General features: G+C 27.4%; 14 protein-coding genes and 1 pseudogene. 6 read left to right on the plus strand and 9 right to left on the minus strand.

The genetic code is table 11. The features are described 5' to 3' along the window. Entirely contained in the window at positions 1 to 972 is a 972-nt protein-coding gene (locus tag EAG11_RS03010) for a hypothetical protein (protein ID WP_129537838.1), read from the minus strand. A 4-nt stretch (positions 973 to 976) separates the two neighbouring features. Further along, positions 977 to 1,957 carry a hypothetical protein gene (locus EAG11_RS03015; RefSeq protein ID WP_129537839.1) on the minus strand — a complete coding sequence of 327 codons (981 nt, stop codon included), beginning with the start codon at positions 1,955 to 1,957 and terminating at the stop codon, positions 977 to 979. A gap of 576 nt (positions 1,958 to 2,533) precedes the next feature. On the opposite strand from EAG11_RS03015, the gene EAG11_RS03020 reads away from it, so the two are divergent. From EAG11_RS03020 to EAG11_RS03025, 3 genes are read left to right on the plus strand one after another with little or no spacing between them, the layout of a single operon-like run. Further along, positions 2,534 to 3,043, plus strand: a complete 510-nt coding sequence (locus EAG11_RS03020; RefSeq protein WP_129537840.1) for a DUF5672 family protein — start codon at positions 2,534 to 2,536, stop codon at positions 3,041 to 3,043. After that, positions 2,983 to 3,315, plus strand: coding sequence for a DUF5672 family protein (locus tag EAG11_RS22730; RefSeq protein ID WP_371414656.1), 333 nt, complete (start codon positions 2,983 to 2,985; stop codon positions 3,313 to 3,315). The genes EAG11_RS03020 and EAG11_RS22730 overlap by 61 nt, the downstream gene beginning before the upstream one ends. A gap of 21 nt (positions 3,316 to 3,336) precedes the next feature. Then, on the plus strand, positions 3,337 to 4,110 hold the full coding sequence (locus EAG11_RS03025) for a Kdo domain containing protein (RefSeq protein WP_129537841.1): 774 nt from the start codon (positions 3,337 to 3,339) through the stop codon (positions 4,108 to 4,110). 73 nt (positions 4,111 to 4,183) lie between these two features. On the opposite strand, the gene EAG11_RS03030 is transcribed toward EAG11_RS03025, so the two are convergent. Beyond that, positions 4,184 to 5,032, minus strand: coding sequence for a glycosyltransferase family 9 protein (locus EAG11_RS03030; RefSeq protein ID WP_242499248.1), 849 nt, complete (start codon positions 5,030 to 5,032; stop codon positions 4,184 to 4,186). A gap of 284 nt (positions 5,033 to 5,316) precedes the next feature. Next, positions 5,317 to 6,087: a glycosyltransferase family 2 protein gene (locus EAG11_RS03035; protein ID WP_129537842.1), complete on the minus strand. Its 771-nt coding sequence runs from the start codon at positions 6,085 to 6,087 to the stop codon at positions 5,317 to 5,319. Positions 6,088 to 6,149: 62 nt separating this feature from the next. On the opposite strand from EAG11_RS03035, the gene EAG11_RS03040 reads away from it, so the two are divergent. Beyond that, positions 6,150 to 6,875 carry a polysaccharide deacetylase family protein gene (locus tag EAG11_RS03040; RefSeq protein WP_129537843.1) on the plus strand — a complete coding sequence of 242 codons (726 nt, stop codon included), beginning with the start codon at positions 6,150 to 6,152 and terminating at the stop codon, positions 6,873 to 6,875. Here the strand turns inward: EAG11_RS03040 and EAG11_RS03045 are convergent. Next, positions 6,867 to 7,604, minus strand: coding sequence for a glycosyltransferase family 2 protein (locus tag EAG11_RS03045; RefSeq protein ID WP_129537844.1), 738 nt, complete (start codon positions 7,602 to 7,604; stop codon positions 6,867 to 6,869). The two genes, EAG11_RS03040 and EAG11_RS03045, sit on opposite strands and share 9 nt — an antisense overlap. A gap of 50 nt (positions 7,605 to 7,654) precedes the next feature. After that, entirely contained in the window at positions 7,655 to 8,470 is an 816-nt protein-coding gene (locus EAG11_RS03050; RefSeq protein WP_129537845.1) for a 2,3,4,5-tetrahydropyridine-2,6-dicarboxylate N-succinyltransferase, read from the minus strand. 282 nt (positions 8,471 to 8,752) lie between these two features. Between EAG11_RS03050 and EAG11_RS03055 the strand changes: the two genes are divergently transcribed. Next, on the plus strand, positions 8,753 to 9,388 hold the full coding sequence (locus tag EAG11_RS03055; protein ID WP_129537846.1) for a PAS domain-containing protein: 636 nt from the start codon (positions 8,753 to 8,755) through the stop codon (positions 9,386 to 9,388). A 336-nt stretch (positions 9,389 to 9,724) separates the two neighbouring features. On the opposite strand, the gene EAG11_RS22060 is transcribed toward EAG11_RS03055, so the two are convergent. The 3 genes and pseudogenes from EAG11_RS22060 to EAG11_RS22070 form a co-directional block, all read right to left on the minus strand. After that, a complete protein-coding gene (locus tag EAG11_RS22060; RefSeq protein ID WP_242499249.1) occupies positions 9,725 to 10,030 on the minus strand; it encodes a hypothetical protein in 306 nt (101 codons plus the stop codon). Between the two features lie 30 nt (positions 10,031 to 10,060). After that, positions 10,061 to 10,516: pseudogene (locus tag EAG11_RS22065) on the minus strand (LTA synthase family protein); the annotation flags it as partial. A gap of 115 nt (positions 10,517 to 10,631) precedes the next feature. Beyond that, on the minus strand, positions 10,632 to 11,591 hold the full coding sequence (locus EAG11_RS22070) for a hypothetical protein (protein WP_242499250.1): 960 nt from the start codon (positions 11,589 to 11,591) through the stop codon (positions 10,632 to 10,634). Between the two features lie 516 nt (positions 11,592 to 12,107). Between EAG11_RS22070 and ruvX the strand changes: the two genes are divergently transcribed. Next, positions 12,108 to 12,524: a Holliday junction resolvase RuvX gene (gene ruvX / locus EAG11_RS03065; protein WP_129537847.1), complete on the plus strand. Its 417-nt coding sequence runs from the start codon at positions 12,108 to 12,110 to the stop codon at positions 12,522 to 12,524. Positions 12,525 to 12,594 lie beyond the last annotated feature (70 nt).

The raw sequence follows: 12,594 nt of genomic DNA on the forward strand, positions 1-12,594 counted from the left end.
TTATAGTTTATTAAAAAGTTTGTTTGTGTTCTCAATCATACTATTTTTTTCATTCATTACAAATGTTCTGAAGTCTAAAAACTCAGCAAAAACTTCATCATAATTATTCATTGTATGATTAATTAGTTCTGTTACTTTTTCAGGTTGCATTTCATCTGCATGTAGTTTATATTTTTCGGGTATTCCTAGATCTTCTTTAAAAGCTGATGTACCATCACGTCCAGTTAACAAACAAACCCCCGAAATAAGTGACTCTCTAGGGATTTTATCTCTTCCTGGGAAGTAACCAAAGTCAACATGGAGTTTAGTTTTTCGTAAAGTATCTCTCATTTCTTCCCTTGTCATACCAGATAAAGGTATCCATTTGTATTGAGGAAGAAGTGCCATGTATTTTTCAATCTTATCTAATCCTTTTTTTGGATTATAGGTTATTATGTTTTCTTTTGGGAAATTACCAATATCGGGTAAATTATCAAAGAAAAGTTCTGTAACATAATCGCACAAATAAGCAATATCATTTTTATGATCTTTGGTCAATAAAAACTCTTTTGTTCTTTGAGATTGATACCAGTGAGTGACAGTTTTATTGGGTTCAAATCTATATTCAGTATGTTTATAAGGAACAAGTAGTTTTCTTATCCAGTTTTTTTTCTTTTCCCTACTATTCATTAAGACTTCATAAAAATCAAGACTCAACCACCATACTTTTTTCTCAGCCAAAGGATATTTAGCTATTAAGTTAGTCATTGATTCTGGGATTATCATCACATTTTCAATACTATCTTTTACCTTCATTACATAAGGAACATTGTAGTTTTTGTAAAAAGGATGAATAGGATCTTTTTTGTATTTTGAATATAACATTTTAGCATTATAGCCTAGAGAATTTAAGATATAACCTAATTGATGTAATGCTTCTGGACCTCCAGTAGCTTTGCTAGGAGGGCAGATTATATATATGTTTTGTTGCATTTTTTTAGTTAAATTTTGTTTTAGAATTATAAACAACATTCTCAATCCAGCCTTCTAAAGTATATTTTCTGAAGATTTTATCTGGAATATTTTCGTATTCTGTTTCAAAAAAAGAAGGTGGGATATTTGGTTTTTTCTCATCAATTACGAGAATGTTATTAGGGTTGTAAAAATCATAATTTATTATATCGGAGTTAGTTGTAATAAGTTTTTTGCGTAACCCTATACTTTCAAACACTCTAAAAGTTAATCCGTTTTGTCCTTTTCTATTAACATCAAGTAAAACTTGTGATTTGTTTATATATTGTTCGACTTCTGATAATGAAATATACTCATTTATATATTCAATAGTTTTCGTCTTTTTCTTATTTTTTTTGTGATAAACAAATATTTTATAATTGATATTGTTTAATTCTAAATTATTTGCTATTTTCGAAAGAATTGGTAATCTTCCATCTTTTGAAATAATATTAAAAACCTGATATGTGATATCTACATTATTATTATTATTATTATTATCAGATGAAGAGTTGTAAATCCAATTGGTTGCAAAATTTAAATTATATTTTTTACAATCTTCTTTTTCAAAGGAAAAAACTTCATCAAAATGAGGTATTACTTGTATTATTTTAGGACAGCGTTTTGTATTATCATTAAAATATGCAATTGTTTTTTTTCCATATTTTTTTAATTTTTTAACACTTTCTACATCAATAAAGTCACCTTTTATAACTAATATTACATCTTGGAGTTCTCCAATTTCCTCAAGATTTTTAATTATTTTTTTTCCAAAATGCATTGTTTTTAGATTTTTTCTAAAAAATGATTTTAATATAAAATTATATATTTTATGAAAAGGATTAGGGTACTTATATTGAATTTTATTAAAATCAATGTGATGTACGTCGTGCCCATCTTGTTTTAATGTAATTGCAATATGTTCGTTGAATCCCCAATTATCAAGGCTTATTAATGTAATACGCATGATTTTTTTTTGTTTTGCTGTTGCAAATTTAGTTAAAATTTCACTTACTAAATTTATATAATTACTGTGTTTAATTAATAGAATTATAATATAATATTGAAGGTGGTTTTAAAATATAGGATATCAGGTTTTTAAAAATATTATAATAAAAGGGGAGGATTTGTAAAAATATGATAATTTTTAATTTTTTAAAAAAATAAAGCGCAACTAATTTGAAAAATAAAATTGATCACAAAGAAAACAAATGGTGCATTTTACTGTACTTTTTTTTCTGTATTAAAAAAGTTTAAAATAGAAGTAATTTTGTAAAGACTTAAAAGTTTTTATATATTAATCCTTAAATTAAAAATTTGGTGAGAGGCTATGTTTTTTAATTAACATTGGACTTGTTTTTTGTACTAATGTAAAATCAATTATAATAAAAATAATTTATTTGATGAGAATATAAGTTTTTATTAATTATAAGGTTATTTTTGTGTTTTGATTAATGTAGAGGAATAAGAAATTAAATATTTGATGTAATTACAAAATAAACTTATTTTATAATTAGAATAGACTTAAGATTAAATTAATAAAATGAAAAATACTGTAAAAATAATTATTCCGATCTATAAAGAGCATTTTGGGGAGCTAGAGGAAAAATCTTTTTTACAGTGTGTCAAAGTGCTTAAAAACTATGATATTGTTTTAGTTCAGCCTGAAGGACTGGATAATTCTTATATTACGAACGAATTTAATCAAATTAAAGCAATAAGCTTTCCTAAAAGGTATTTTGAAAATATTGATGGTTATAATGAGTTATTGTTGTCGTCTCTTTTTTATGAAGCTTTTTTAGATAGTGAATATATATTGATTTATCAGTTGGATGCTTTTGTCTATAAAGATGCTTTAGAAGAATGGTGTCAAAAAGGGTATGATTATATAGGAGCTCCATGGATTGCCACACCAGAAAGTACTATATTGTTAAAATATTATAATAAAATAGTTAGAAAATTTAGATCAAAAAGAAAAAAGACCGAGAACAAATTTTCTTTAAAGTTGGTAATGGAGGCTTTTCATTACGAAAAACAGCATCCCATTACTTAATCAGCAAGACAAAACAAGACTTTATTTTTGATTTTCTAAATTCTGCAGATAAAGAGATTTATGCAATCGAAGATGTCTTTTGGTCAATAAAGGCACCTGAATTTGATGAGAATTTTAAGATACCTAATTATAAAGAAGCTTTGTATTTTGCAATAGACCGAAAACCTAAAATAGCATTTAAGTTAATTAATAATCAGCTACCATTTGGTTGTCATGGAATTAATAAACCGAAAGTAATTAATTTTTGGAAACCAATATTAAATAAATACTAAACATAAAATTTCATAAGATTAATGACTATCAAATATAAATTTTTTAATACACAAGAAGATACAAAAGAAATTCTTTTATATATATATAATTTCAATTCTTCCGATGGTATTGTTTTTGGAAATGGTCAACGTAATGTTATTAAATTATTTGATATAAAGGCTAAGACGATTAATATTAAATCCTTTAAAATTCCAAATTTATTTAATAAAATAGCTTATAAATATTTTAGAAAATCAAAAGCAAGACGTTCTTTTGAATACGCTACAATTTTATTAGAAAGAGAAATTGGAACTCCGCAACCAATCGCTTTTTTAGAGAACTATAATTGGCTTGGTTTAAGAGATAGTTACTACGTTAGTGAACATTTAGTAACTGAGTTAACTTATAGAGAACTTATTGAGGTTGATAATTATCCTGATTTCGAAAATATATTAAGGCAATTTACCCGTTTTACTTTTAAACTACATGAAAAGGGAATTGAATTTTTAGACCATTCTCCTGGGAATACATTAATTAAAAAAAGAGGTAATAATGAATATGATTTTTTCTTAGTTGATTTAAATAGAATGAATTTTCATACTGAAATGAGTTTTGAACAACGTATGAATAATTTTAGAAGACTTACCCCTCTTAAAGAGATGATTGCAATTATGAGTAATGAGTATGCAAAATTATATTCAGCTAAGACTGAGACTCAAATTTTTGAAAAAATGTGGAAAGATACCGTTAAATTTCAAGAAGAATTTGCGAAAAAGCAAAGGTTAAAAAAGAGATTAAAGTTTTGGAAATCTTAAAAAAAAAAAAACATTATTTTAAATAATGTTTTTTTTTTTTTTTGTTGATACCCTTCCAGGCTTTACTTGTCTTTTAAAGATTCTTAGTTATAAAGAACTCAATCTGATCTTTGAATAATTCAGGATTAAATTGTTCGTAAAGTTGAGCGAAATTATTTTTAATCTCCTTGTGTGGTAAACTTAAATCAATTAATTCGGGTTTAAAATCATTTAAATGTACCGAAATATTGCGTAATCCATCTTCAAAGGTTGCCCAGTCGTTTTTCTTAACATATGGTGAAAAGATTGTAAAAGAGGGTTTGTTCAATGCTTTTGCCATATTAATTGCTCCGCCATCGTTTCCTATGATTATATCACACTGATTCATTATGCCTATAAAGGATCGTAAATTACTGCCTAATAAATCAAAATGGATTTTTTCTTGGGTACTTTTTGAGCATAAATTGAATACTTTTTGAGCGTCTTCAATTTGATTTGGAAAATAATTAAAAAGAATAGTTAGGTTTTTGTTCTCTGCAACATATTCTACTACTTTAGCCATGTATTCTAGAGGGTAAGTTTTAGATTTTTCACTTCCCAAAAGACTTATCATTACGATTTTCTGGTCTTTTTTTACTTTATGTTTGTCTAAAAGAGCAATTGCCTCATCGTTTTCGTCATTACTTACATATAATTTTGGAAAAGGATCTATTGAATCAGCGTCCAAATTTAAAGGATTTAATAGCAAAAGTCTGTTATCTATAGCTAGTCCATATTTAGTTTCAGTAGTGTCCTCAAAACGCTTCATGTTATGATTGTAAAACAAAGACGAATACCATTTGTAGTATGATATTTTATAATCAGCACCAGAAAAAATGGTTATTAAATTAGTTTCTAATTTACCATAAACATCAATTAATATATCATACTTATTAGATCTCATTTTGAAAATAAAATTAAATAATGATAGATATGATTTTCTTGTTTTATTTTCTAATACAATTACCGAGTCAATATTCGGATTACCTATTAAAACATCTGTGCAATTAGAATAACACATATAGTCTATAGTAGAATTGGGATATTTTTTTTAAGATTATTACAAAGAATTGTACTTATCAGGACATCGCCAATTCTTTTTTGCTGTATGATTAATATTTTCATTATTAGGGGTAAGTTTAATAAAAACTATATTTTGTTTCTTATTGTAGGGGTATAAAAGTAAAGTTACTCCATTTTGTTATATGTTAACCAAAGTATTAAATAACGTTTTAAAACCGCAAATGAATTTATATAAGCAAGAATATAACCTTCTTTACCGTCAAGGAAGCCAAATTTAATGAAATATTGATTTATAAAGTTGAAAAAAGGTTTTAGTAAAAAATGATAAAAATTTGGTTTCATATTTTTATCATATAATTCTAAAGCTTCCTTTTTACTTAATAAACTTAGCTTATAGTTGTATTCGTCGAAACTTTTGTATGAATAAGAGTCTATTCTGTTTTTTAATACATTTGATTTAAAGAACGATATATTAGATTTCCTTTTTTCATCGCCTGAATAAGAGTATCTTTTTTTATCAAAAAGAAAAATTCTTTTTTTGTTGTTGAATTCCCCGTGTTTTATTTTCTTTTTGAAGAAAAATAATGTCTGTTTAATGTAATAAAGTTCATTATTTTTATGATCAGAAACTTTAGTTAAAATTTCATTTTTAAGCTCAGGAGAAAGATATTCATCTAAATTTAATAATAATATCCAATCATTTTTGGCCTGATTGATAGCTATATTTTGTTGTTGTATTTTGTCAGTGGTATTTTGTTTAATAACAGTTGCACCAAATTCCTTTGCAATAGCTACTGTTTGATCAGTACTTTCACCATCCATGAAGATGATTTCATCAGCAAATGAAACATTTTCAATGTGCTTTTTTATATTGTTCTCTTCATTAAAACAAAATGTCAAAACACTAATTTTTGGAACTATTACATTTTGGGGCATAAAATCAATTTTGTGCAATATTAATAATTTTAGATTTATAACTTTGTGTAAAATTAAACAAAATGTCTCGACTCCCTATTTTAATGTATCATAACATTTGCGAATCTGAAAATGAAACTAATAATTTGACTATTTCAGTGCAAAAATTAGAAGAACAATTTCAATATTTAAAAGATAATAATTATCAAACCTATCATTTTGAAGAATTATCAAAAATGAAGTCTATCCCCAAAAGGAGTATTGTTCTTACTTTTGATGATGTTACTGAAAATCAGCTTACTTATGCAGTGCCTTTATTGGATAAATTCAATTTAAAGGCCAGTTTCTTTATTCCTTTTTCATATATAGGAAAAACAGATTTATGGAATGAAAGTTCTGAGGTTTTGGGGAATAAAATAATGACAATCGAGCAGTTAAAAAAACTGAATAGAGACAGAATAGAATTAGGATACCATTCCTATGAGCATAAAAAATATAGCTTATTATCTGATTTAGAAATAGAAAAAGATTTTATGAAGTGCGAGGAGGTGATAAAAGTTAATGATTTAAAAATATATTCTGCTTTGGCCTATCCATATGGTAATTACCCTAAGAAGGGAAGTGGAAAAGAACTTTTTAAGCAGGTAATAGCTAAGAATAAAATAAAATTTGGTTTAAAAATTGGCAATCGCCCTAATCGTTTTCCTTTTAAAGATAATTATGAAATTAAGCGAATAGATATTAAAGGACATGATAGTTTAATGACATTCAGGTTAAAAATCAAATTTGGGAAATTAAAGCTATTCTAAATCTTTTTCTATTAACATCATTTTTGCATATCTAGAGAAAACACCATAAGCATCGATTGCCGCCGCCGCAAGACCTGGTACTCCATCAAGATAGACTCTTTTTACAATATAAGTGTGAAAAAAACGATAAAAGGGTTTAAAGAAAAGTAAAAATAGCGTTACTTTTTTTCCTTTATCTGCAGACATTTTTGCTTGGAACCAGGCATATTTATCCTTTTTACTTATGAAATGGAATAGTCCTTTGTAGGTGTAATGTATCATGTAGTTTTTTAATACACCAGGCTTTGACTTTAGTATTAATTTTTCATGTACTTCATTTTCAAAAACTAGATTTTCATTTTTCATTAAACGAACGACTTTGTCTGTGTAATGAAATAGAAAACGGTTCATGAAATAATGTGGAAACCAAATTTTGTAAGCATCAAATTTATCCGATTCGATGCTTTCAAGTATTTCTTTTTGAAGCTTTTCTGTAACTCTTTCATCGGCATCTAAAAATAATATCCAATCTCCAGTTGCAAAGCTTATTGCATAATTCCTTTGGTTACAGTAATTGTCAAATTTTCTAAAAATGAGCTTAACCCCAAGATTAGAAGCAATTTCTTGTGTAGCATCAGTGCTATGAGAGTCTAAAACGATAATCTCATCAGCAAATGAAACAGATTTTATTGCATCGGCAATATAAAACTCTTCATTATAAGTAAGTATGATAACAGATAGTTTTTTCATTTCTTTAATTAGCATTCTTACTTATAAAAAGAGAATTTAATGATATATTATTATACAGCAACATCGTACTCACGAAGTGCATTGTTTAATGAAGTTTTTAAATCTGTAGATGGCTTACGAGTACCAATAATTAAAGCACATGGAACTTGAAATTCGCCTGCAGCAAATTTTTTGGTATAACTTCCAGGAATAACTACTGATCGAGCAGGTACATATCCTTTCATTTCAACAGGAGTCTCACCAGTTACATCAATTATTTTAGTTGAGGCTGTTAAACATACATTTGCTCCTAAAACAGCTTCTTTACCAACATGAACGCCTTCTACAACGATACAACGTGAACCTATAAATGCACCGTCTTCGATAATCACTGGAGCAGCTTGTAATGGCTCTAATACGCCTCCAATTCCTACACCACCACTTAAATGTACATTTTTACCTATTTGAGCACAGCTTCCTACGGTTGCCCATGTATCTACCATAGTTCCTTCATCAACATATGCTCCAATATTTACATAGCTAGGCATTAAGATTACACCACTAGAAATATATGCTCCATAACGTGCTACAGCATTAGGTACTACGCGAATACCCTTTTCAGCATATCCTCTTTTTAGTAGCATTTTATCGTGATACTCGAAAATACCAGATTCTAGAGTTTCCATTTTTTGAATAGGGAAATACATAACCACTGCTTTTTTTACCCATTCGTTAACTTGCCAAGTTTCTCCAGTTGGTTCAGCAACACGCAATTTTCCAGTATCTAAAAGTTCAATTACTTCTCTGATAGCATTTGTAGTTGTTGTTTCTTGTAATAAAGCTCTGTTATCCCAAGCTTGTTCTATAATAGTTTGTAATGAATTCATAATAGTAATATTTTAGGCAAATATAATTCGATTTTTTTTTAAAACAACCCCCATTTCCAGATACTAACAATTTTAAACAAAAAACAACAATTTATTTTGTGGAGTAAAACGATAGCCTTTTTATTTCAAACAAACCTACTTATATAGAATGTTTTATAATTTATTTCCTGATAAATATCAATTTTTGATAATTGTTATAAAAGTAGTTTTGCGGAACAATCTAATAACAGCACGTCTGTATTTTATTTTGTCTGAATCCAAAATTTAATTAGTATTATAACTATGAATCAAGAAAACCAGTTGTTTAAAAGACCTACGCCAATTGATAAAGAAGTTTCTTGGGATAAAACCCAAGTGATTATGAGTAAAACAAATCCAATTGGAATTATCGAATATGCAAATGAAACTTTTGTAGATGTTTGCGGATACGAAGATTATGAGTTAATGGGGCAGCCACACAGCATCATAAGACATCCTGATATGCCACGAGTAATATTTAAAGTACTATGGGAAAACCTTAAAAAAGGGAATAATTTTCATGCTGTTGTAAAAAATCTAGCTAAATCTGGAAGATTTTATTGGGTTGTTACAGATTTTGAAATTGCAAAGGATGAAAATGGAGTGATCGTAAACTATTTTGCCAGAAGACGCTCTGTGCCACAAGAAGTAATCTCGATGCATATTGAGCCTTTATATAAAAAATTGTTGCAAATAGAATCAGCTAGCGGAATGGAGTTTAGTGAGAAATATCTAATTGGATTTTTAGAAGAGAAAAATAGAAGTTATATAGAGTATATTAAAGATTTAATGTATGAGAATGAAAAAAATCAATCGACTCATCATCAATCAGAAACTCAAACTCAACATGAAGAGGAAGAGGAGGAAAGAGGCTTTTTTAGTCGTTTCTTTAATAGATAAATAGATAGAGATTTTTGCCCCCAAAAAAAATACCTATAAAAAAACAGGGTTTGACTTTTTAATTTAAGTCAAACCCTGTTTTGATATTATTAAGTTTAGCTAGTGTTACCTTAGATTATGAGGTAGTTCTTTCTCAGAAACTTATTTAATTAAATTTGTTCTGGTTTCAAATAAAAGTAGTTTTATTTAGTAGAGCGACTTCTTAAAAATTTCTGTAATAGTTTGAATCATTTATTTGATAATTACTAATGTAGTTAAACAAAAAAAAACAATAAAAATCTTGTGTGATTTCTATTGTTTTTTAATTCATGTTTCTTTTGTATTCTTAATCAGTGATTAAAAAGCCAATTTGTTATTGATGACTCTTTCATTAAAAGATTGAATGTATGCTTTTAAGAATTTTTCAGATTCTTGGACTTTAGGTTTATTTTGTAGCATTAAATTATTCTTTAATAGCACATCTTCTTTCCATTTGTATAAACCAATGGTTTTATTATTCGCAAAAGCCAGATAATAATCATCTTTTATGTAATGATATGTACCTTGAAGATAATAAACTACAAAATTTTCTTTAGACTTATAACTTTTACCAAAACTAACCATGTCAGTTTTTATATTTAAGTAGTCTAAAATACTAGGCATGATGTCAATTTGCTGAAAGTTTTTATCGCTAACACCTGTTAATTGAGAATTTGAGGGATCAAAAAATAAAATAGGAATGTTGAATTTTCCAATATTTGTTTTATCAATATCTTTATCTCCGCCAGAAGAAGTATGATCAGAAGAAATTACAAATAAGGTGTTTTTGTACCATCCTTCTTTTTTAGCAGTATTAAAAAACTTACGTAGAGCAAAATCTGTATACGCAATGCTTTCTTGAATTTCAGTAGTTCCTTTAGGGAATTTTCCTTTGTATCTTTCGGGAATAGTATATGGGTTATGAGATGAAATAGTAAATAAAGAACTAAAAAACGGTTGCTTAAAAGAAGTTAATTTAGAGGCGTAAAATTGTAGAAACTCTTCATCAAAAACACCCCATTTGCCATCAAATGCATCTTTACCTGTATATTGATCTTTTCCATAATATTGATCAAATCCTGCTACTTCAGCATATTGATCAAAGTTCTGGCTACCATTAAAGGCACCATGAAAGAAAGAAGTATTATAGCCTTCTTTTTTAAAATTTTCGGGAGACCATTTATTTTATTCAAAGAATAGCTTGATGATATAAAGGAATTATTCATTAAACTTGGAATACTAGAGAGTATAGATGGAACAGCATCAATTGAAACTTTTCCGTTTGCAAACCCATTTTAAAGTAATAAGATTTTGTAATCAAAGAATCTAGGAAAGGAGTTTGTCCGCGTCCAACGTTTTCATTTCCAAAGCTTTCTAGAATTAAAATCACAACATTTTTTTTGATAGCTGGCTGACTTGGGTTTAAAGAAATAACAGGATTGTAAATAGAAATTAATTCTTTTTCATTGTAATAATTTGCTTTATCTATATCTTCTTTCTTAAAAACAGTTTTAAGGATGCAAAAAGGAGTATTTAAAACCAAACCAGAGTTATTTAGAGCACCATATTCAGCAGCATCTACAATCTTAATAGGTTTTTTTCGAATACCTCCACGTCCCAAAAGCAAAATTATAACTAAAGAGAGTATAAAATAAGCAAATTGTTTGTAGTAATCTTTTCTAGTTGTTTTTTCGTGTATTAAATGTGTTCTTAAATTAGGTATTAATTTCCATAACAAAATACTTACGATAAGAAATAAAACAAAGATGTACCAAAATTCTTTTAGAAACGAAGGGATTAAACCTAGAGCTTCTTGTTCCATTCCTTTGGCAGTAATCATTGAAAAAGTACTCCTCCTACCTGTAAAACGATAGTAGATAATATCTATAAAGTTTGTAGCAATAAATAGAAGGTTTACGAAGTAAAAAGTAATTTTTAAAATGTTTTGATATCTAGGTTTGTATTTAAAATCGCCTGGAATCAAGTGAGCAATCAAAAATATAATATTAATATAGGCAATGGCCGCTAAATCAAATAGAAGACCTCCTGTAACGTTTTGAAATGTAATAGTTTCAAATAATTTTAGATTTATGAGGTAAAATAGAATTCTTGAGAATTGGTAGATTACAGCAATTAAAAAGAATCTTTTTAGAAATAAAACAATACTGTTTTTATAGTTATTCATTTGGCGTTTAGTAATTTTTATGTATCTGCTTTTGCTTTAATTTATTTGTATAAAATAAAATTTTGAGCAAAAGAACTATTTTTTTTTAAATTATTGATTACTTATTGATCTAATTTTTTAAGAGCCTGATTTAGTTATTAAAGTTTTTGAATATTGTTGCTTGTTTTACTGTATTGTTTTGAAGGCGATTTGCTTTGATGAATTATTTGAGAACTAGTTAATTCTTTCTTTTGTTCGATGATAATTATCATGAATTAAAATCATAATAGCCATTACTTTTGAAGTGAAATTATATATAAGAATTTTTAAGAGCAAAATTCCATTTTAAGATTGGTTTAGATCTATGAATTAGTATAAATAGAGTTGATAGTAAGCTCCTATTATAAATTTTTTAATATTGTTTTAATTTTTTTTGGAGAAAAAATTTTAATTAATCCGTTCTACTTCATAGAACGGATTTTTTTTGGACATGAGTTTTTTACTTTATGTATCTTTGTCTTATAATAATAAATTAAGATGCCAAGAATTCTCGCTATAGATTACGGACAAAAAAGAACAGGAATAGCTGTTACTGATGAATTGCAAATTATTGCCTCAGGTTTAACAACAATTCCGTCACATACAACAATTGATTTTTTAAAAGACTATTTTGCCAAAGAGAAGGTCGAAGCAGTTTTAATTGGTGAGCCAAAACAAATGAATGGAGAACCATCAGGGAGTGCTTCAATTATAAAAGGTTTTGTAACTCATTTTTCAAATATTTTTCCTGATATGAAAGTGGTTCGAGTAGATGAAAGATTTACTTCTAAGATGGCATTTCAAACAATGATTGATAGTGGACTGAGTAAAAAGCAACGTCAAAACAAAGGATTGATTGACGAGATCTCAGCAACGATAATGCTTCAGGATTATTTGTCTCGAAAAATGTTCTAATGTTCTAGAGATTTTTATTCCGAAAACGTTTTAGAAAACTATAACTTTTCAGGTGAAATTTATAGTTTTT

This window comes from Flavobacterium sp. 140616W15, assembly GCF_003668995.1.
Lineage (GTDB): Bacteria > Bacteroidota > Bacteroidia > Flavobacteriales > Flavobacteriaceae > Flavobacterium.